Genomic DNA, 19701 nt, shown 5'->3' on the forward strand with positions numbered 1-19701 from the left:
GCGCCCTTTTCAGCTTGATGGCAAAGCCGTTCCCGTTGTCCGCCTGTTTTGGCATAGGTGTTGTCTGTCTAGATAAACCTGAAGGTTTATCAGTAGGCTGTAAGCGCCCGCTCACAGCTACAGCTTCCGCCGGTCCCAGCGGATAAAGCCCCAGGCGCCGAGGGCGCCGAACAGAAAGCCGAGCAGGCTGCTGGCCAGGATATCGGCGGGCCAGTGCAGGCCGAGCAGCAGCCGGGAATAGCACACCGCCACCGCCCAGCCGGCCAGGATGCCGACAAACCAGGGGGAGGCGCGGCGATAGCCCAGCAGCAGGCAGAAGAAAGCGGCGATGGTCATGGCGGCGATAGCGTGGCCGGAGGGGAAGGAGTAGTTGACTTCCTCCTGCCAGTGCAGCTTGAGCCAGCCGGGGATCTGCTGTTCCGGCACCCGGCTCAGGCCCTCGGCCAGCCATTGCTCGCGAATCGACTCCCGCTGGGCATAGAAACGGTCGCTGTCGGCGATCTGTCCTTGCTGCTCCAGCCAGATCACATAGGGCCTGGGCTCCTTGAAATACAGCTTGGCCACCGTCTTGGTGACGAAGGCGCCGCCCAGGGCGGCCAGCAGGCAGAGAAAAAACACCAGTAACTGGCGGGGCCGGCGGCGCCAGCGATGCAGGGTAAGCGCGCTCAGCGCCAGCAGGGCAATGGCGATACCGGCCTTGCCGACCGACAGGGTCAGACCATAGGCCAGCAACGCCGGGGGTTCGTCCAGCTCGAGCAGCGGAAACCAGCGCCAGTGCCACTGGTAGCCCAGGCTGGCCAGGGCCACCGGCAGCACCAGCACCGTCAGCACGCAAAGCAGTAAACGTAGGGTCATGGGTCGGATCCGGGTCGAAAGAAGCGGCGAGTCTATCAAAACTCCGGGATCATGACAGCTGAAGCGCCGGCCAAGTCGGGTTACAATGCAGCGCCGTTCAAGGAGATAACCGATGAAATTGCTGGCCGATGAAAACATGCCGTTCGTGCAGGAACTGTTTGGCGACTGGGCCGACGTGGCGACCTGTCCCGGCCGGGATATCAGGCCCGAGCAGCTGCGTGACGTGGACGTCCTGCTGGTGCGCTCCATCACCCGGGTCGACGAGGCGCTGCTGGCCCGGGCCGAGCGGCTGGCCTTCGTCGGCACCGCCACCATCGGCTGTGATCATGTCGACACCGCCCTGCTGGCCCGCCGGGGTATCGGCTTCGCCAGCGCGCCGGGCTGCAACAAGGTGGCGGTGGGCGACTATGTGCTGGCCGCCCTGCTGCGGGTGGCGGCGCACAAGGACTGGCGGCTCGGGGAGAAAACCCTGGCGGTGATCGGGGCCGGCAATACCGGTGCCGAGGTGGCCAGGCGGGCCCGGGCGCTGGGCATGAGGGTCATGCTGTGCGATCCGCCCCTGGCCGAGCGGGATCCGACCGATTTTGTCCGTTTTGAACAAGCCATGAGCGCCGACATCGTCAGTTTCCACGTGCCGCTGACCCGGACCGGACCTCATGCCAGCTGGCACCTGCTCGATGAGGCCCTGATCGGGGGGCTGCACCCGGAGCAGGTGCTGATCAATGCCTGCCGGGGCGATGTCTGGGACAATCAGGCGCTCCTGGCCCGACAGCAGGGGCCGGCTCCGCTGACCCTGGTGATGGATGTCTGGGAGCATGAGCCCCGGGTGCTGGCGCCCCTGGTGCCCCATGTGCTGATCGCCAGCCCCCATATCGCCGGTTACAGCCTGGAGGGCAAGGCCAGGGGCACCTTTGCTCTCTACCAGGCGCTGTGCGCCCAGCAGGGACGGGACACCGGGTTCGCGCCCGAACAGCTGTTGCCGCCACCACCGGTGGCAGGGGTGACCCTGACCGGCGTGCCGGATCAGGTGCAGCTCGAACGGCTGGTGCGGCTGGTTTATGATATCGAGCAGGACGACCGGGCCTTTCGCCGCGCCCTGGGGCAGCCCGGTTTCTTCGACCGGTTGCGAAAGGACTATCCGGAGCGGCGGGAGCTGGGGTCGCTGCGGCTGGCTGGCGCTTATCCCGCCATGGCCGGCCTGGGCTTTAAAGTCTGACGACAGGCGGCCGATAGCCCATTAACAGATTAAGCCGACAGATAAGTTCCTATTGGCACTGTTTTTTTCTACACTTGTGCCATGGCGAGCCAAGACCAGCCGGATGGCCCGGTAAGGCGTCAGGAAAAGGATATAACTCACACAATGAAACGACTCAGACCTCCTTTTTATACCGCTCTGGCCCTGTGGATGGCCTGCTCCGAGCCCTTGTCCGCGCAGGAAGAATTCTATATCGAGCTGAGGGGCCCTGAGTCATCATCACCGGCCGAAGCGAGCCCCCAACCGGCACCGGCGACGACCCCGGCGCAAGCCAGCCCCGGGCGCTACGGCCCCATCCGCAGTACCGACACCCTCTGGTCCATCGCCGCCCGCCATACCCGCTCGCCGGTCACGGTGCAACAGACCATGGTGGCCCTGTATCACCTCAATCCCAATGCCTTCGTACGGGGCAATATCAACTACCTGCAGCGGGGGGCGTCGCTGCGCCTGCCCACCCAGAGTCAGGCCCGGCAGCGTTCGGCCCGGGAGGCCGAAGCCGAATTCCGCCGGCTGAGTCAGCAGGGTAACCGGCGCGTGACCCGGGCGGCGACCGCCCCCCGGCCCGCGCCGGCAGCCGCCAGACCGGCCCCCAGCGAGCCCGTGGTCTCGCCCCCCAGGCCGGCACCGGCCCCGGTGGTGGCTTCTGCCCCGCAGCCGGCGGCGGCACCGGCTGCGGGCGCGGCTGTCTCCTCCACCGGCCTGAGCCAACCCAAGGCCGCCGCCCCGGTCGCTGTAGCGCCGGTGGTGCAACCCGTCCCTGCTGCCGAGGCGACCTCTCCCGCCGAGGCGGAAGAAACCGCCCTGGCCCGGCTGCAGACCCAGTTGCTGGATGAGCTGCGTGAGCAGGTCGCCATGTCCAACGAGCAACTGGCCGAGCTTGCCAACAACAACCAGGCGCTCAGGCAGCGGCTGAGCCAGCTGACCGCCGAGGTCGGCGAGCTGAAAATGGCCGGGGCGACCGGCCCCGCAGCCGCCCCGGCGAATACCGGCACCGGGCTGGGCGGCTGGCTGGACGACCTACTCACCAACCCGCTCAACCTGGCCCTGGTGCTGACCCTGCCGGCGCTGCTGCTGCTGGCGCTGTTCACCCTGTGGTGGCGTAGCCGGGTCAAGCGCGAACTGGCGGAGCAGGAGAAGGAGTTATCCGAGTCTGCCTCGGCGTTGATGGACGACGAGCGCAACGAGTTCGACGAGTTGTTCGGTGCCGAATTGACGCCCCGGGACGATGGCGCCCCGGCCGGGCCGGAGCCGGCGGAGCGCGATATCGATGAAGACGCCTTCGCCCGCTTCCTCGAAGAGCAGCAACTGCAGGAAGAGCAAGAAGCGCTGCGCCAGCAGGCACCGGCAAGCGAGCCCGATCCCGCATCCGAGCCGGAGGCGGAGGAGGCGGTGGCGGAGGAAGCGGTGGATTTCGACAATATGCTGTTCGACGATGAAACCCTCGGCGAGCCCAAGGGTGGGGTGAGCAACGATGAAATCGACGAGCTGATGTTCGACGCGGTGGATACCACGGCACCGACCGAGCCGGCGCCCGAACCCGAACCCTATGTTTCCGTGGACCGGCTGATGGCGGAAGCGGAGCGCGGTGAAAGTCCGGAATGGGACAGCGAGCGCAAGCTGGACGTGGGGCTGGATGATTACGCCGATGTGCTCGGCCAGGGCCGTGACGTGGATATCGACTTCGATGAGGGCGGCATGGGGGCCAAGCTGGATCTGGCCCGCGCCTATATCGAGATCGAGGATCTGGACAGCGCCCGCGACCTGCTCAACGAAGCCCTCGAGCAGGGGAACGAGGAGCAGAAAGCCGACGCGGAAAAGCTGCTGCAGCGGCTGGCCAAACGCTAGTGCCTTATCCCGGCCTCGCTCCGAGGCCGGTTCTTCAATTTCCGGGGATAACAGGTATAATTGCCGTCCTTTTTGACCTTGGAACTGATTATGCGCATTGCCCTAGGCATAGAGTATGACGGCAGTCGGTACTACGGCTGGCAGCGGCAACGGGAAGTCCCCAGCATCCAGCAAGAGGTAGAAAAAGCCCTCTCCTACATCGCCGATCATCCGGTGGAGGTGCAATGCGCCGGGCGCACCGATGCCGGGGTGCACGGTACCAGCCAGGTGGTGCACTTCGATACCCATGCCGTGCGTCAGCCCGGGGCCTGGACCCTGGGCATGAATGCCAACCTGCCACCGGATATCGCGGTGCGCTGGGTCAGGGAAGTGCCGGAAGAATTTCATGCCCGTTTCAGCGCCACGGCCCGTCGCTATCGCTATATTATTTTCAACCATAATATGCGGCCGGCCATCCACGGCCCGGGGGTCAGCCACTATGCCGGCGCCATCGATGCGCAGAAAATGCATGAGGCTGGCCAATGCCTGCTGGGCGAGCGCGACTTCAGTGCCTTTCGCGCGGTGCAGTGCCAGTCCCGCAGCCCTCATCGCAATGTCATGCACCTCGATGTGAAGCGCTACGGGGATTATGTGGTGCTCGACATCAAGGCCAATGCCTTTCTGCATCATATGGTGCGCAATATCACCGGCACCCTGCTGCAAGTCGGCATGGGCCACGCCGAGGCCGGCTGGGTAAAGGAGGTGCTGGAAGGGCGGGATCGCAACCTGGCGGGTGTGACCGCCAAGGCGGGCGGCCTCTATCTGGTCGAGGTGGACTACCCGGCGCAATTCGGGTTGCCGAAGACGGTGCCGGGCCCGCTGTGGCTGCCCGACACGCTGTTATGATGGCGGTAGGCTCTGTGTCAGTCGTACCGGTTTTGTTATCAACCCCAGCGCAGTGGCGGGGCATCGGCCCCACTGCGTGACCATTATGCATTTACGCTAAGGATTTCCATGAGTTGGCTTGAGAAAATTCTCCCCAAGAATAAAAACATCGGGGTCCGTCGTCACAATATTCCGGAAGGGGTCTGGACCAAGTGTGGCGGCTGTGAGCAGGTGCTGTACCGGGCCGAGCTGGATCGCAACCTGGAAGTCTGCCCCAAGTGCGATCATCACATGCGCATCGGGGCCCGGGCCCGCCTGGACAAGTTCCTCGACAGCGACGGCCGGGAAGAGCTGGGCGCCGAGCTGGAGCCCCAGGACGTGCTCAAGTTCAAGGATTCCAAGAAGTACAAGGACAGGATCAGCGCGGCCCAGAAGAGCAGCAACGAAAAAGACGCCATGGTGGTGATGAAAGGCACCCTGAAGGGGCTGCCGGTGGTGGCCTGTGCCTTCGAATTCTCCTTCATGGGCGGCTCCATGGCCTCGGTGGTCGGGGCCCGCTTCGTCAGGGCGGTGGAGGCCTGCCTGGCCGAGAATCGCGCCCTGGTGTGTTTTTCCGCCTCCGGCGGCGCCCGCATGCAGGAAGCCCTGTTTTCATTGATGCAGATGGCCAAGACCAGCGCCGCCCTCAACCGCCTGTCCCAGGCCGGCCTGCCCTTTATTTCCGTGCTGACCGACCCGACCATGGGCGGCGTGTCCGCCAGCCTGGCGATGCTGGGCGACGTCAACGTGGGCGAGCCCAAGGCGCTGATCGGCTTCGCCGGCCCGCGGGTCATCGAGCAGACGGTGCGTGAAAAGCTGCCGGAAGGCTTCCAGCGCAGCGAGTTCCTGCTCGAGCACGGCGCCATCGACATGATCATCGATCGGCGCGAGATGCGCGATCGCCTGGCGGGGCTGATCGGCAAGCTGATGAACCAGGAGCCGGCGGAGTTCTGATGAGCACCAGCTGCCACTCTCCGGCGAGCCGATCCCTGGCGGACTGGCTCGCCGTGCTGGAAGGCCTGAACATCGCCCATATCGAGCTGGGGCTCGACCGCATGGCCGCGGTTGCCGGGCGGATGGGACTGCTCAGCCTGCCGAGCCATGTGATCACCGTGGGCGGGACCAACGGCAAGGGCACCACCTGCGCCCTGCTGGAGTCCATGCTGCGGGCCGGCGGCCACAGTGTCGGGGTCTATTCCTCGCCGCACCTGCTCGACTACCGGGAGCGGGTGCGGCTGAACGGCGGGCACCCCGAGCCCGCCGCCTTTTGCGAGGCCTTTGCGGCGGTGGAGGCGGCCCGCGGCGATATCGCGCTGACCTATTTCGAGTTCGGGACCCTGGCCGCGCTCTGGCTGTTCCGTGCCGCGGCTCCCGAGGTGGTGCTGCTGGAAGTCGGCCTGGGCGGACGCCTGGATGCGACCAATGTGGTGGCATCGGATCAGACCGTCGTCACCACCATCGCCCTCGATCATACCGACTGGCTCGGCGACAACCGGGAGGCCATCGGTTTTGAAAAGGCCGGCATCTTCCGGCCAGGCAAGGCGGCGGTGTGCGGCGATCCCCTGCCGCCCCGACGACTGCTGGAGCACGCCAGCGGGCTGGGCACCCCGCTGTATTGCGTCGGTCGCGATTATCGCTGGGCAAGCGACGGCCGGCACTGGTCGTTCTTCGGCCTGGGGCTGGACCTGGCGGACCTGCCGTTGCCGTCGCTGCCGGTGATGAATGCGGCCACCGCCCTGGCGGTGCTGGCCTGCTCCCCGTTCCGGCTGACTCCGGCGCAGATCAAACGGGGGCTGCGGGAGGCCCGGTTGAGCGGGCGGTTGCAGGCGCTGACCCCACAGCTGTGGGTGGATGTGGCGCACAACCCCGAATCGGCGGCGTACCTGGCCGAGCGGCTGGCGGCGCTGCCGGTCAGGGGCCGGCGCCTCGGGCTGGTCGGCATGCTCAGGGACAAGGACATCGCCGCCAGCCTGGCGCCCTTGCGGCCGCTGGTGGATGAATGGTATCTGGCGGGGCTGGCGGGGCCGCGCGGGGCCAGTGCCGACATCCTGGCCCAGTGGCTGCCCGAGGGGCGGCGGTTCGAGACGGTCACGGCGGCGCTGCAGACGGCGCGGGCGGATTGTGGCGAACAGGATATCGTCATCGCCTTCGGTTCGTTTTACACTGTGGCCGAGGTCTTGGCGAACGAGACACGACAACCGGCAAGCGAATAAGAGGCTTCTTTGGCGACACAATTTCAGCATCGATTAGTGGGTACCGTGATACTGGTGGCATTGGGGGTCATTTTCCTGCCCGATGTGCTGGATGGCAAACAGCAGTCCGTCCCCGATGACGCGGTCAGCATTCCGTTGCGCCCCGAGCTGGCTCCGGCCGAGCCGCCGGTGACCGTCTCGGCCGAGCCGCCGGTGACCGTCCCGGCGGAGCCCGAGCCGGCGACACCGGCCAGGCCCGAGGTCTGGACGCTGGAGCAGGCAAAAGAAGCACCGCCGGTGGCGCCCGCCGCCGAGCCGCAGCCCAAACCGGCGCTGCAACCACAACCCAAACCGGTGCCGGTGGTAAAGCCGGCTCCGGTACCGCAGCCGGCACCGGTGATCAAACCGGTCGCACCGCAGCAGGGCGGTTATATAGTGCAGTTGGGCGCCTTCCGTAACGCGGATAACGTCAATGCCCTGGTCAGGAAGCTGCGCGATGCGGGCTACCGGGCCCAGACCACGCCGGCGGTACCGCGGCAGGGCGAGCTCAACCGGGTCTGGGTCGGGCCCGACGCCAAACCCCGGCTGGAACAACAGCTGGCGGCGCTGGAACGGCTGACCGGACTGAAAGGACGGGTGCTGCCCCAGTAAGGCCGGCCCCCGGCCGGGTTCAGATGCACTTCACCGGTTTGGGCAGGCCGGCCAGCTTGGTCGCCTGCTTGGCCGGTCCCTTGGGGAACAGCCGGTACAGGTAACGGCTGTTCCCCTTCTCTTCGCCCAGCTCCTTGGCCATGGCCTTGACCAGGGCGCGGATGGCCGGAGAGGTGTTGTACTTGAGATAGAAAGCCCGTACGAAGTGGATGACTTCCCAGTGCTCTTCGGTCAGCACTATGCCTTCCTGCTCGGCCAGCAACGCCACCATGGCGGGCTGCCAGTCCAGATGCTGTTTTAAATACCCCTGGGCGTCGGTGTCGATGGTGCGCCCTTCAAACTCGAACATAATGACTCCTGCTGTGGTTCGCGCCGATTCTACCCCAGGCGCCCCCCGTTTTTCTCGTCTTTATGGCCCGGCCGCCGGTGCGGCGGGCGTCTGCTGCTGGAAGCCGCGCGCCAGTTGGTAGAGATCGTTGACCAGCAGGGTGATATGGCTCAGCAACTGGCGGGTCAGGATCACCCAGTCGTCATCGCTGTCCGGCGCCGTCGTCTGCAAAGGGGTGTAGGCGGGCAGCTCGTCGCCGCTGCGCAGCGCCTTGGCCGACACCTGCAGCCGTTCGACCAGTTGCTGGATCTGGGCATCGTGCAGCACCTCCGAATGCATGCGATGGGCGCCGAGGGTCGACAGATACGACAACAGCGCATGGTTGCGGTAGGCGATGTCGAAACAGAGGTTGAGCCAGTGCCTGGGCACGGGCTCGACCCGGATGTTCTGCCAGGCCAGCGCCAGCTGGTTGTCCGCCAGATGAGCCTGCTTGCGGGGCAGGCGGTAGTCCAGCTCTTCATCCCGGCCGTGCTCGAACTGGCGGGCGATGGCCGCCAGGTAATCGGCATTGGCCTCCATGGCGTCCGCCATCAGCCGGGGCAGGTGCCGGCGCTGCCAGTCCGGCCAGATGAACCACACCGCCACAAAGGCCAGCAGGCAGCCGGCCAGGGTGTCGAGCAGACGCGGCAGGAAGATGGGTTCCTGGCCGGCGCCCTGCAGATTGAAGGCCAGCAGCACGAACAGGGTGACGAAGCAGACGGCCCAGCTGTAATACACCTTCACCTGGGTGAAGAAGATAAAGTTGCACAGCAGCAGGATCACCAACTGGGCGCCCACCGAGGGGAAGAGATACAGCAACGGTATCCCCGCCAGTATGCCGCCCAGGGTTCCCAGGGTCCGTTGCACCAGCCGCTTGCGGGTGGCGCTGAAGCTGGGCTGGCAGACGAACAGTATGGTCAGCAGTATCCAGTAACCGCGCTCCAGCTCCAGGCTGGCGATCAGGCTGTAGCCGAGGGCAAAGCACAGGCTGAGACGGACACCGTGGCGGAACAGGATGGAGTTGGGGTGCAGCAGCGCCTTGACCTTGGGCCAGAAGGCCTGCCGGGGTGGGCGGGCCAGCTCGATGTTGGGCGGCGGCTCGGGGAGTCGGCCCTGGCGCCGGGTCAGCTGCTCGGCCCGCAGCAGTGCCTGGTGCAGGTGGTGCATGTTGCGGCTCAGGAATTTCATCGGGCTGAGCAGGGTGCTGGGGTAGTGGCGCTTGAGATGGCTGTAATCCAGCTGGTCGCTGAGTGCACTCAGCTCCCAGGCGATGCGCTTGCTGTGTTGGTAGGCGTTGTGGGTCAGGATGGCGTAGCCGAGGCGGTAGCAGGCCTCGCCGAGCTCCAGCAATAGCGTCTGGTAACCGGCCAGCACATTGCCCTGGTTGAGATCGATGTTCATCTGCTGGTAGGAATAATGGCTGGAGGCCGCCCGCTCATGCATGTCCTGCACCAGCAGATACAGTGCCAGCAGGCGCCCGAGCTCCGCATCCTGCTTGTCCCGGCTCTGGATCCGGCGGTTGAGCATCAGCTTGGTGCTCTCCAGGGCGTTGACCAACTGGATATTGAGCTGGGCCAACTGATGGCGCAGGTGCTGGTGCTCCTGCTCGGGGCTGTCGAAGAAACGCGACTTCTCCAGCAGATAGCGGGACAGGGCGAAATAGCACTGGGCCAGCTGCTCGTGCACCTGCTTGTAGGGCCAGGCCAGCAGAATAAGCCAGGACAGCAGGCCGTACCAGGCCGCACCCAGGGTCAGCAACAGCGGCTGATACCAGAAGGTCGGGCTGTCCGCATGGCCCTGCATGGCATAGATGGACACCAGCAGGATGCCGAACCCCAGGGTGCCGGTGGCCGGGCCCCAGGCCCCCATCAGGATCAGGGCGAAGGTACTGAGTACCAGCAGCGGGCCGAACAACAGCGGCTGGTCGATCAGCAGGCTGACGCCGGTGATGGCGGCGAAGAAGCAGAGCAGGCTGAGCAGCAGGTGGCGTAGCCGGCCTTTGGGATCTTGGTCAACCTCGCTCAGGGCGCCGGCCATGGCACCCAGGGCCAGGGTAACGGCGGCGGGCACCTGGCCCAGCCACCAGCCGGGCAGCAGCAGGCTGGACATGGCCAGAAGGACTTTAAGGGCAAAAAAGAAATGACTGTCGGTAAAAACCCGCCTGAGCCACATGATTCCTGGCGACATACACTCGTTTCAACAAACCGGGGGCCGAGCCCTGATCATACCCCAGAGCGGGCCGATGAACAGGTCCGGCGGGCAATAAAAAAAGCCCCGCTCGGGGCTTTTTTTGGCGGCGGGAACGACTTAATCCCGGCTCAGGCCCAGCAACTGCAGCAGGCTCAGGAAGATGTTGAAGATGGACACGTACAGGGTCACGGTGGCGGAGATGTAGTTCTGCTCGCCGCCGTGGATGATGGCGCTGGTCTGCATCAGGATGGCACCGGACGAGAACAGGATGAACAGGGCGCTCAGCGCCAGGCTCAGGGCCGGCAGGGCCAGGAACAGGTTGGCCACGAAGGCCACCAGGATCACCACGAAGCCGGCCATCATCATGCCGCCGAGGAACGACATGTCCTTCTTGGTGGTCAGCACATAGGCGGACAGCGACAGGAAGGTGAGGGCGGTGCCGCCCAGCGCCAGCATCACGGTCTCGGTGCCGGACGCGGTGCTCAGGTAATAGTTGAGGATGGGCCCTATGGTGTAGCCGGTAAAGGCGGTGAAGGCGAAGATGAACAGCAGGCCCAGGCTGCTGTTCTTGTTGCGTTCGGTGAGGAACATCAGGCCGTAGAAACCGACCAGGGTGATGATCAGGCCCGGGTGGGGCAGGTTCATCATGGCGCTGACGCCGGCGGACAGGGCCGCCGCCACCAGGGTCATGCCCAACAGCATGTAGGTATTGCGCAGCACCTTGTTGGTTTCCTGTACCGCCGTCTGGCTGCGGGAAAGGGTGTTGTTGTATCGCATCGTTCAGACTCCTTGTTGTGTCCAAAACTGGGATGGCACGGATAAAGTGATCGACTCATTGTGGACATATTATGACCCGGTTGTCGAGCTTTCCGTTCCCGGATCCGGGGGCTTGCCCCGAGGGCGGGCGTGGCGCTGGCCATTAAATGCCCATTCGCGTCGGGGCCGGTATTTAGCAGTTTACAAGACGGAGCGGCCTGAGTACTATTGTCGCCCGTCGGAGGGGTGGCAGAGTGGTTGAATGCACCGGTCTTGAAAACCGGCGTGGGTTTATAGCCCACCGTGGGTTCAAATCCCACCTCCTCCGCCAGTTCACCGAAAACCCCGCTGCGTTAATCCGCAGCGGGGTTTTTGCATTTGTCGATTCGGAAAATGTCCCATGGATATCCTGTTAGCGCACCGCGATTATTACGTCATCAACAAGGCTGCCGGCATCGGCATGCATCAGGAAGGGGATGCCCCGGGGCTGGTCCGGCTGCTGAGCGAGACCCTGGGGGAGCCGCTCTACCCGGTGCACCGGCTGGATAAAATGACCACCGGGGCCCTGCTGCTGGCCCGGACCCCGGCGGCCAACCGCGAGCTCAGCGTCCAGTTTGCCGAACGCAAGACCCGCAAGCTGTATCTCGCCCTCAGCGATCGCAAACCGGTCAAGAAGCAGGGGCTGGTCCGGGGTGACATGGAAAAGGCCCGGGGCGGTAGCTGGAAGCTGGCCCGTAGCCAGAGCAACCCGGCCAGCACCCGCTTCCACAGTTGCCTGCTGGGCGAGGGACTGCGGGGCTTCGTGCTGCAGCCCTATACCGGCAAGACCCACCAGCTGCGGGTGGCGCTGAAGAGCCTGGGTAGCCCTATTCTCGGTGACGAACGCTATGGCGGTACCCCGGCGGATCGGGGCTACCTGCATGCCTGGCGACTCGGCTTCGACTACCGGGGCGAGGCGGTCGAGGTGCGGGCACCCCTGGCCGAAGGACGGCTGTTCCTCGACCGGGGCGAGGCGCTCGAACACTGGGCCTGGTCACAGATGGTCACCCTTTGACATCTGCTTGCGGGATCAAATGAGTAGTCTCTCCCCGGATTTTCACGGGAGATAACCGCATGCGATGGGCGAATAACACACAAGGGGACGGCATCGTCAGCCCGGCCTTGCACCTGGGCATGGCGCTGCTGATCATGCTGACTGTCGGCCTGGGCTGGTACGGGGGCGGCCTGCCGGGCGGGCCGGAGAAGGGCGACGTCTTCTACTGGCACAAGCGCCTGGGCGCCTTGCTGCTGCGTTGCTGGTGGTCCGGCTGCTGTGGCACCGGCTGTCGGCGGTGCCGCCCGGTGCATTGCGGGGTGGGCAAGCAAAGCTGGCCCGGGCCGGGCATCATCTGCACTACCTGCTGATGGCCCTGATGCCGTTGTCCGGTATCCTGGTGTCGGTGGCCAACGGTCGCGAGGTGGCAGTGTTCCACTGGCTGGTGATCGGCGGCCGGGAACAAAAGGCCGAGTGGCTGGGAGCGATGGCGCTCACCTGCTCGCCGCCAATGTGCTGGTGGCGATCGTGGGACTCCATGTGGTCGCCGCCCTTTATCACCGGCTGGTGGCGAAGGATGGCGTCTGGGAGCGCATGTTCGGCCGCGACATCGGTACCGAAATCCAGCCCTGAATTCAGCGTTTGTGCAGTATCCGCGGTATGGGGTAATGGCCGCTGCGGTAGTTGCCCTTGACCGCATCCAGGGTCAGCGTCAGCACCTGCTGGGTCACGATATGGTGATCCTGGGCGATGGTGTTGACCGGGCTGGCTAAGAAGTCGAGCAGCCGGTGATCGCCGAAGGTGCCGAGCCGCAGGCGGGGCGGCAGCCGGGCTTCGTGCTGATAAAAGTAGTCGAGCACACCCTCCAGCAGCACGAAGGCGGTGGTGACGATGGCCTGGGGCCGTTGCCAGTCGACCTGCTCCAGCTCGTTGAGCAGGCGAAAGGCGGTCTGGCGCTCGAACCGTTCACCGTACAGCACCTGGTAGGGGATGCCGGACTTTTCCAGCGCCTTCACGAACCCCTGCTCCCGCTCCAGGCTGATGCCCAGATCCGGCGCGGCGGCTACCAGCCAGGCCTGCTCCAGTTCGGCACAGGCCAGGGTCTGGGTCAGCCGGAAGGAGGAGGCCTTGTTTTCGCTGCTGACGTAAATCAGCGGCGAGGGCAGGGATCTGTCCACCCCGATCACCGGCAACTCCTGATTGATCTTCAGATAGAAGTCATCGTCCAGTGGCAGGCAGGAGGCGACGATCAGCGCGTCCACCCGCCGGCCTTTCAGCATCAGCGCCAGATCCTTCTCGGTGTCCGTTTCATCGTCGGAGCAGGTGACCAGCAACTGAAAGCCGGCCTGGCGGGCCTGCCACTCCAGCAGCTTGGCCATGCGGGCGTAGCTGGGGTTTTCCAGATCCGGCACTATCAGGCCAAAGGTATGGGAGAGCGCGCCACGCAGGGCGGCGGCCTGGCGGTCGGGCTGGTAATTGTGGGCTTTGACCACCGCCATCACTTTATCCTGAGTGGCCTGGCTTATCCGGTGCTGCTCCGCCTTGCCGTTGATCACGTAGCTGGCGGTGGTGCGCGATACGCCGGCCAGGCGAGCGACTTCGTCAAGTTTCATTATTGGGTAAATCCATCAAAATGTGCACCAGATCATATCATCGCAATCTACTGGTGCAGATAGCTTGCCTGATTTGCTGAAACGATTCAGTATGAATTCAGTTACAAAATAACCCAAGTTTTTTCCATCTTGTTCTAGGGTGTAAATATCCTTGTAAATCAGCAGGTGATGTCATGCTTTCACTGTCCACACAAGACGTAAAAATCGGCGTTGCACTCGCCGACAAATCCTCGGTTATCGCCGCACTGGCCAACTGGCTGGAGCAGGACGGCAACGTGGCCGCCGGCTACGAGGCGGGCATGCTGGCCCGCGAAGCCCAAACCGCCACCTACTTGGGACAGGGCATCGCCATCCCGCATGGTACTCAGGATACCCGCCACCTGGTGAAGAAGACCGGCATCAAGGCCATCCATCTGCCGGCCGGCGTGGAATGGGGCGACGGTGAAAAAGCCTACCTGGTGCTGGGCATCGCCGCCGGCTCCGACGAACATCTCGGCCTGCTGAAACAACTGGCCCGGGCATTGTCCCAGGACGATTTGGCCGAACGGGTCAAGGCGGCCCGCGCGCCGCAGGACATTCTGCAATTATTGCAGGGAGATAGCGAGCCCGAACTGACCCTGACCCGGGAACAACTGGGCATCCGGGTCAAGGCCAGCTCCCTGGGCCAGTTGGCCGAGCATGCGGCCGCGCTGATGCACGCGGACGGCGCCGAACAATCCGCCCTGAACAAGGGCGATGCCAGCCATCTGGGCCAGGGTTGGTGGCTGGCGCAAACCCCGGCCTCGGCCGCGGCCAAGGCCGCGCTGGTCACCGCCGGCGGCAGTGTCGAACATCAACAGCAGCCGGTCAAGGCCCTGCTGGCCCTGGCACCGAAAGGAACCGGCCACAAGGCGCTGCTGGCACAACTGGCCGACTGGCTGGCCGCCGGCAAGGGGGCCGAGCTGGCCGGGCAGGCTTCCGCCGATGCCCTGCTGGCCGCGCTGGCCAAGGGGCCGGGCGAGGGGGCTGGTGCCGATGAGCTGACCGTCGAGGTGCGCAACCCGCACGGCCTGCACGCCCGCCCCGGCGCCATGCTGGTGCAGGCGGCCAAGCAATTCAAGGCCAACATCCAGGTGCGCAATCTGGACGGCGACGGCAAGGCGGTGTCCGCCAAGAGCCTGATGAAGATCATGACCCTGGGCGTCAAGCTCGGCCACACCCTGGCGTTCAGGGCCGATGGTGAAGGTGCCGCCGATGCTGTCAGGGCCATGGTGGCGGCCGTCGAGTCCGGCCTGGGTGAAGAAGTGGTGGCCACGGCGGCACCGGCGGCCGTGGCGCCGGCACTGGCCGCCAACGAGCGGCTGGTGGTGGTGCGCAATCCCCATGGCCTGCATGCCCGTCCCGGTGCCATGCTGGTACAGACCGCCAAGAAATTCGAGGCCGATATCCAGGTGCGCAACCTGGACGGCGACGGCCACAGCGTGTCCGCCAAGAGCCTGATGAAGGTGATCAGCCTGGGCGTCAAGGCCGGCCACCAGTTGGTGTTCAAGGCCGAAGGGGCCGATGCCGAGGCCGCGCTCGGCGGCCTGGTCGAGGCGGTGAATAGCGGCCTGGGCGAAGAGATCGCGCCCGCCGCCGCCCCGGTGGCCGACACCGCGCAGCCGGAAATCCACGAAGTGCATGAGATTGCGGCCAACACCGAAGTACAGGGGGTCGCCGCCTCGCCGGGCACCGCCATCGGCCCGGTCTTCGTCGAAGCGCCCATCCAGTTTGACTATCCGGAAAAGGCGGGCGACGCGGCCACCGAACAGGGCAAGCTGGACGCGGCGCTCAAGCAGGCCCATGGCGACCTGGCCGACAGCGTGGCCAAGGCCACCCAGCCCCAGGCCCGTGAAATCATGGCCATGCATCAGGAACTGCTGGAAGATCCGTCCCTGGCTGAAGGCGCCGCCGAGCGCATTGGCAAGGGGCAGTCCGCCGCCGCCGCCTGGTGGAACGAAATCGACTCCGCCGCCACCCTGCAGGCCGCCAGCGCCGACGCCCTGCTCGCCGAGCGGGCCGCCGACATCCGTGACATCGGCCGCCGAGTGATGGCCATTCTGTGCAACACCAGCCTGCCGCAAAAGCCGGACACCCCCTATATCTGGGTGGCGGAAGACATCGGCCCCTCCGACGTGGTGAACATGGATCCGGCCAAGGTGCTGGGCATGGTGACCGCCGGCGGCGGCGCCTCGTCCCACAGTGCCATCCTGGCCCGTTCGCTCGGCATTCCGGCCCTGGTGGCCATGGGCGGCGCCGTCATGACCCTGAAGCAGGGCACCGAAGTGATACTGAACGGCGACGTCGGCACCCTGTGGGTGGCTCCGGAGGCGGAGCAGCTGGCGCAGGCCAAGGTCCGCCAGCAGCAAGAGAAGGAACTGGCGGAGCAGGCCTGGGCCAGCCGTGACCAGCATGCGACCACCCGCGACGGTCATCGCATTGAAGTGTGCGCCAACCTGGGCGAGACCGCCAAGGCGGTGGACGCGGTGGAAGCCGGCGCCGAGGGCGTGGGGCTGCTGCGTACCGAATTCGTGTTCATGGCCCAGAGCAGCGCCCCCGGCCTGGAGGCCCAGACTGCCGAATACAAGAAAGCCATCGACGCCCTCGACGGTCGTCCGCTGGTAGCCCGAACCCTGGACGTGGGCGGTGACAAGCCGCTGCCCTACTGGCCGGTGCCGAAGGAGGAGAATCCCTTCCTCGGGGTACGTGGCATCCGCCTGTGCATGCAGAAACCGGAGCTGCTTGAAACCCAGCTGCGGGCCCTGCTGATCGCCGCCGGCGACCAGCCCATCCGCATCATGTTCCCGATGGTGGCGGACTGGTCCGAGTGGCGCTGGGCCAAGGACATGTTCGACAAGGTCCAGGCCGAGGTGAAGGCCGGCGACGTGCAGGTGGGCATCATGGTGGAAGTGCCTTCCGCCGCCCTCAACGCCCATGTGTTTGCCGAAGAGGCCGACTTCTTCAGCATCGGCACCAACGATCTGACCCAGTACACCCTGGCGGTGGACCGTGGCAACGGCGAGCTGGCCAGCCTGTCCGACGGCCTCAACCCGGCGGTGCTGCGCCTGATCAAGATGACGGTCGATGCCGCCCATGCCAAGGGCAAATGGGTCGGGGTGTGCGGCGAGCTGGGCTCGGATCCCAAGGCACTGCCGCTGCTGGTGGGGCTGGGCGTTGACGAGCTGTCGGTCAGCCTCAAGCGGGTTCCCCTGGTCAAGGCCCAGGCGCGTGAATGGAGCCTGAGCCACTGTCAGGCACTGGCCGAACAGGCGCTGCTGGCCCAGGATGCCAACGCGGTGCGGGCACTGGTGGGAGAGGCGAAATGAGCATACTGACCCTGACTCTCAATCCGGCCCTGGATCTGACGGTTTCCCTGAGTGAACTGAAAGCCGGCGAGGTCAACCTCGCCAAATCCGGCCACCTGGGGGCGGCCGGCAAGGGCATCAACGTGGCACGGGTGCTGGCCGATCTGGGCCACACGCCGCGCGCCAGCGGTTTCCTGGGGCTGAACAATGATTCGTCGTTCCGCGCCCTGTTCAGCCAGCACGGCATCGAGGATGACTTCGTGCGCCTGTCCGGCGACACCCGGGTCAACGTCAAAATCAGTGAGGCCGATGGCCGGGTCACCGACATCAACCTGCCCGGGCTCAAGGTCAGCGATGTGGACTGGAACCGGCTGCTGGCGCGGCTGGAGTCCCTGGCCAATAACTTCGACACCCTGGTGGTGGCGGGCAGCCTGCCGCCTGGCGTTCACCCCAAGCAGCTCGAAGGCATGATTGAAATGTGGCGCGAGCGGGGCAAGACGGTGTTGCTGGATGCCAGCGGCGACGCCCTGCGTGCCGGTATCAAGGGCCGACCGGCCCTGATCAAGCCCAATATCGAGGAACTGGCCGGCCTGGTCGGCCGGCCCATCCAGGATGATGCGGACCTGGCTGCCTGTGCCCGCGAGTTGCAAGCCCAGGGCATTGAGCATGTGGTGGTGTCGGCCGGTGCCGATGGCGTGCACTGGTTCAGTCCCAATGCCTACTGGCGGGCCCAGGTGCCCAAGGTCAAGGTCATCAGTACCGTGGGCGCGGGAGACTCCCTGGTGGCCGGGCTCTGTGCCGGACTGGTCGAAGAATTGGAAGAGGATGAAGCCCTGCGCCGGGCGGTGGCACTGTCGCTGATGGCGGTGACCCAGATCGGGGTGGGTATTCGTAATCAAAAGGAAGTCAGTGACTATCAAAATGCCATCCTGATCCATCAGGTTGAGGCTTAGGAGAAATACATGAAGACTTTGATCATTACCGCCTGCCCGAGCGGCATGGCAAGCAGTTACATGGCCGCCCGCTTGCTGCGACAGGCGGCGGAAGAGCTGGGCTGGCAGGCGGCGGTCGAATGCCATAGCCAGCTGGAGCCGGTCACACCCTTTACCCAGGCCCAGATCAACGACGCCGAGCTGGTGGTGGTGGCCAGCGGCACCGAGGTGGAGCTGGCCCGCTTTGCCGGCAAGCGGCTCTATAAGAGCGATATCCAGCAGGCGCTAAACGGCCCCAAAGCCTGGTTGCAGCAAGCGGCCGAGCAGGCGGCCACCCAGAGTGGCAGTGCGCCGGCGGCGGCTTCGGGCGGTGTTCGGCTGGTGGCCATTACCGCCTGTCCGACCGGGGTGGCGCACACCTTTATGTCGGCCGAGGCGCTGAATGAAACCGCCAGGGCCATGGGCCACCAGATCAAGGTGGAAACCCAGGGCTCGGTGGGGGCGCAAAATGCCCTGACCCAGGGTGATATTGCCGCCGCCGACTGCGTGATCGTCGCCGCCGATATCGAAGTGGATTTGAGCCGGTTCGACGGCAAGCGGGTCTACCGCACCAGCACCGGCCAGGCGCTGAAAAAGCCGAAAGTCACCATCGAAACCGCCCTCGCCGAGGCCAAGATGTACCAGCATCAGGGTCAGAGCAGCGGCGCCGCTCAGGGAGACAAGGATGACAAGAAACAGGCCGGCCCCTATCAACACCTGCTGACCGGGGTCTCCTTCATGCTGCCGATGGTGGTGGCCGGGGGGCTGATCATCGCCCTGTCCTTCGTGTTCGGCATCGAAGCCTTCAAAGAGGAAGGCACCCTGGCCGCGGCGCTGATGCAGATCGGTGGTGCCTCCGCCTTTGCCCTGATGATCCCGGTGCTGTCCGGCTATATCGCCTATTCCATCGCCGATCGTCCCGGCATTGCCCCCGGCATGATCGGCGGCATGCTGGCCAGCTCGCTGGGTGCCGGCTTTATCGGCGGTATCATCAGCGGCTTCCTCGCCGGTTATGCGGCGCGTTACCTGGCGCGCAAGGTACCCATGCCGAAAAGCCTGGAGTCCCTGAAACCTATCCTGATCATCCCGCTGTTCGCCAGTTTATTTACCGGTCTGGTGATGATCTATATCGTGGGCGGCCCGGTGGCGGCCATCATGAACACCATGACCGATTTCCTCAACAACATGGGCTCCGCCAATGCGGTGCTGCTGGGGATCATCATCGGTGCCATGATGTGCTTCGACATGGGGGGGCCGGTCAACAAGGCGGCCTACGCCTTCTCGGTCGGCCTGCTGGCTTCCGAGACCTATGGCCCCATGGCGGCGGCCATGGCGGCGGGCATGGTGCCGGCGCTCGGCATGGGCATCGCCACCTTCCTGGCCCGGCGCAAGTTCAATACCAATGAACAGGAAGCGGGCAAGGCGTCCTTCGTGCTGGGGCTGTGTTTTATCTCCGAGGGGGCCATTCCCTTCGCCGCCCGGGATCCGCTGCGGGTGATCCCGAGCTGCATGATCGGCGGGGCCCTGGCCGGCGCGTTGTCCATGCTGTTCGGTGCCAAGCTACTGGCGCCTCATGGCGGCATTTTCGTGCTGTTCATCCCCAACGCCATCCAGCAACTGCTGTGGTACGTGCTGGCCATCGCCGTCGGCGCCATCGTCACCGGCGTGCTCTACTCGGTATTGAAGCGCAGCGACGCGGAAATGCTGGCCGCCGGTCAGCAGGCTGCCGCCAAGGCATAATCCGAGA

General features: G+C 65.2%; 16 protein-coding genes, 1 tRNA gene and 3 pseudogenes. 15 read left to right on the plus strand and 5 right to left on the minus strand.

Annotation, left to right across the window (positions count from 1 at the left end; translation table 11 throughout):
• Positions 1-117 precede the first annotated feature (117 nt).
• On the minus strand, positions 118-855 hold the full coding sequence (locus C7H85_RS01740) for a phosphatase PAP2 family protein (RefSeq protein WP_106727995.1): 738 nt from the start codon (positions 853-855) through the stop codon (positions 118-120).
• A 112-nt stretch (positions 856-967) separates the two neighbouring features.
• On the opposite strand from C7H85_RS01740, the gene C7H85_RS01745 reads away from it, so the two are divergent.
• The 6 genes from C7H85_RS01745 to dedD all read left to right on the plus strand — a co-directional run bounded on the left by C7H85_RS01745 (position 968) and on the right by dedD (position 7701).
• A complete protein-coding gene (locus C7H85_RS01745) occupies positions 968-2071 on the plus strand; it encodes a 4-phosphoerythronate dehydrogenase (protein WP_106727996.1) in 1104 nt (367 codons plus the stop codon).
• A gap of 144 nt (positions 2072-2215) precedes the next feature.
• Positions 2216-3955: a FimV/HubP family polar landmark protein gene (locus C7H85_RS01750; RefSeq protein WP_106727997.1), complete on the plus strand. Its 1740-nt coding sequence runs from the start codon at positions 2216-2218 to the stop codon at positions 3953-3955.
• A 90-nt stretch (positions 3956-4045) separates the two neighbouring features.
• Complete coding sequence (gene truA / locus C7H85_RS01755; protein WP_106728596.1) at positions 4046-4840, plus strand: tRNA pseudouridine(38-40) synthase TruA; 795 nt, start codon at positions 4046-4048, stop codon at positions 4838-4840.
• Between the two features lie 108 nt (positions 4841-4948).
• Positions 4949-5812, plus strand: coding sequence for an acetyl-CoA carboxylase, carboxyltransferase subunit beta (gene accD / locus C7H85_RS01760; RefSeq protein WP_106727998.1), 864 nt, complete (start codon positions 4949-4951; stop codon positions 5810-5812).
• Entirely contained in the window at positions 5812-7071 is a 1260-nt protein-coding gene (gene folC, locus C7H85_RS01765) for a bifunctional tetrahydrofolate synthase/dihydrofolate synthase (protein ID WP_106727999.1), read from the plus strand. Before accD ends, folC begins: the two co-directional genes overlap by 1 nt.
• Before the next feature lie 9 nt (positions 7072-7080).
• Positions 7081-7701, plus strand: coding sequence for a cell division protein DedD (dedD, locus tag C7H85_RS01770; RefSeq protein WP_106728000.1), 621 nt, complete (start codon positions 7081-7083; stop codon positions 7699-7701).
• A 19-nt stretch (positions 7702-7720) separates the two neighbouring features.
• On the opposite strand, the gene C7H85_RS01775 is transcribed toward dedD, so the two are convergent.
• The 3 genes from C7H85_RS01775 to C7H85_RS01785 form a co-directional block, all read right to left on the minus strand.
• Positions 7721-8050, minus strand: coding sequence for a TusE/DsrC/DsvC family sulfur relay protein (locus C7H85_RS01775; protein ID WP_106728001.1), 330 nt, complete (start codon positions 8048-8050; stop codon positions 7721-7723).
• 60 nt (positions 8051-8110) lie between these two features.
• Positions 8111-10255: a YccS family putative transporter gene (gene yccS, locus C7H85_RS01780; protein WP_106728002.1), complete on the minus strand. Its 2145-nt coding sequence runs from the start codon at positions 10253-10255 to the stop codon at positions 8111-8113.
• A 120-nt stretch (positions 10256-10375) separates the two neighbouring features.
• Positions 10376-11035, minus strand: coding sequence for a Bax inhibitor-1/YccA family protein (locus C7H85_RS01785; protein ID WP_106728003.1), 660 nt, complete (start codon positions 11033-11035; stop codon positions 10376-10378).
• Positions 11036-11254: 219 nt separating this feature from the next.
• Between C7H85_RS01785 and C7H85_RS01790 the strand changes: the two genes are divergently transcribed.
• From C7H85_RS01790 to C7H85_RS20285, 4 genes are all read left to right on the plus strand, one after another.
• Positions 11255-11345, plus strand: a tRNA-Ser gene (locus C7H85_RS01790).
• A gap of 69 nt (positions 11346-11414) precedes the next feature.
• On the plus strand, positions 11415-12068 hold the full coding sequence (locus C7H85_RS01795) for a TIGR01621 family pseudouridine synthase (protein WP_106728004.1): 654 nt from the start codon (positions 11415-11417) through the stop codon (positions 12066-12068).
• A gap of 59 nt (positions 12069-12127) precedes the next feature.
• On the plus strand, positions 12128-12418 hold the full coding sequence (locus C7H85_RS19670; protein ID WP_106728005.1) for a hypothetical protein: 291 nt from the start codon (positions 12128-12130) through the stop codon (positions 12416-12418).
• Entirely contained in the window at positions 12327-12680 is a 354-nt protein-coding gene (locus C7H85_RS20285) for a cytochrome b/b6 domain-containing protein (protein ID WP_342749321.1), read from the plus strand. Before C7H85_RS19670 ends, C7H85_RS20285 begins: the two co-directional genes overlap by 92 nt.
• A 2-nt stretch (positions 12681-12682) precedes the next feature.
• Here C7H85_RS20285 and cra read toward each other — a convergent pair whose 3' ends face one another.
• Positions 12683-13660 (minus strand): catabolite repressor/activator, encoded by a 978-nt coding sequence (cra, locus tag C7H85_RS01810; protein WP_106728007.1) that lies wholly within the window; start codon positions 13658-13660, stop codon positions 12683-12685.
• Between the two features lie 173 nt (positions 13661-13833).
• On the opposite strand from cra, the pseudogene fruB reads away from it, so the two are divergent.
• From fruB to C7H85_RS01825, 5 genes and pseudogenes are all read left to right on the plus strand, one after another.
• Positions 13834-14913 (plus strand): annotated as a pseudogene (fruB, locus tag C7H85_RS19975) (fused PTS fructose transporter subunit IIA/HPr protein); the annotation flags it as partial.
• Positions 14914-14976: 63 nt separating this feature from the next.
• Positions 14977-15258, plus strand: a pseudogene (locus C7H85_RS19980) (HPr family phosphocarrier protein); the annotation flags it as partial.
• Positions 15259-15357: 99 nt separating this feature from the next.
• Positions 15358-17004 (plus strand): annotated as a pseudogene (gene ptsP / locus C7H85_RS19985) (phosphoenolpyruvate--protein phosphotransferase); the annotation flags it as partial.
• Positions 17001-17936 carry a 1-phosphofructokinase gene (gene pfkB, locus C7H85_RS01820; RefSeq protein ID WP_106728009.1) on the plus strand — a complete coding sequence of 312 codons (936 nt, stop codon included), beginning with the start codon at positions 17001-17003 and terminating at the stop codon, positions 17934-17936. The pseudogene ptsP and the gene pfkB, both read left to right, overlap by 4 nt.
• 9 nt (positions 17937-17945) lie before the next feature.
• Complete coding sequence (locus C7H85_RS01825; protein ID WP_106728010.1) at positions 17946-19694, plus strand: PTS fructose-like transporter subunit IIB; 1749 nt, start codon at positions 17946-17948, stop codon at positions 19692-19694.
• Positions 19695-19701 lie beyond the last annotated feature (7 nt).

The sequence above is a fragment of the Zobellella endophytica genome (assembly GCF_003012775.1).
Taxonomy (GTDB): Bacteria; Pseudomonadota; Gammaproteobacteria; order Enterobacterales; family Aeromonadaceae; genus Oceanimonas; species Oceanimonas endophytica.

Excerpts from the sequence above, each read along its gene's own strand:
- C7H85_RS01740 (WP_106727995.1), bottom strand. The coding sequence starts at position 855 with ATGACCCTACGTTTACTGCTTTGCGTGCTGACGGTGCTGGTGCTGCCG.
- C7H85_RS01745 (WP_106727996.1), top strand. The coding sequence starts at position 968 with ATGAAATTGCTGGCCGATGAAAACATGCCGTTCGTGCAGGAACTGTTT.
- C7H85_RS01750 (WP_106727997.1), top strand. The coding sequence starts at position 2,216 with ATGAAACGACTCAGACCTCCTTTTTATACCGCTCTGGCCCTGTGGATG.
- truA (WP_106728596.1), top strand. The coding sequence starts at position 4,046 with ATGCGCATTGCCCTAGGCATAGAGTATGACGGCAGTCGGTACTACGGC.
- accD (WP_106727998.1), top strand. The coding sequence starts at position 4,949 with ATGAGTTGGCTTGAGAAAATTCTCCCCAAGAATAAAAACATCGGGGTC.
- folC (WP_106727999.1), top strand. The coding sequence starts at position 5,812 with ATGAGCACCAGCTGCCACTCTCCGGCGAGCCGATCCCTGGCGGACTGG.
- C7H85_RS01775 (WP_106728001.1), bottom strand. The coding sequence starts at position 8,050 with ATGTTCGAGTTTGAAGGGCGCACCATCGACACCGACGCCCAGGGGTAT.
- yccS (WP_106728002.1), bottom strand. The coding sequence starts at position 10,255 with ATGTCGCCAGGAATCATGTGGCTCAGGCGGGTTTTTACCGACAGTCAT.
- C7H85_RS01785 (WP_106728003.1), bottom strand. The coding sequence starts at position 11,035 with ATGCGATACAACAACACCCTTTCCCGCAGCCAGACGGCGGTACAGGAA.
- C7H85_RS01795 (WP_106728004.1), top strand. The coding sequence starts at position 11,415 with ATGGATATCCTGTTAGCGCACCGCGATTATTACGTCATCAACAAGGCT.
- C7H85_RS19670 (WP_106728005.1), top strand. The coding sequence starts at position 12,128 with ATGCGATGGGCGAATAACACACAAGGGGACGGCATCGTCAGCCCGGCC.
- cra (WP_106728007.1), bottom strand. The coding sequence starts at position 13,660 with ATGAAACTTGACGAAGTCGCTCGCCTGGCCGGCGTATCGCGCACCACC.
- pfkB (WP_106728009.1), top strand. The coding sequence starts at position 17,001 with ATGAGCATACTGACCCTGACTCTCAATCCGGCCCTGGATCTGACGGTT.
- C7H85_RS01825 (WP_106728010.1), top strand. The coding sequence starts at position 17,946 with ATGAAGACTTTGATCATTACCGCCTGCCCGAGCGGCATGGCAAGCAGT.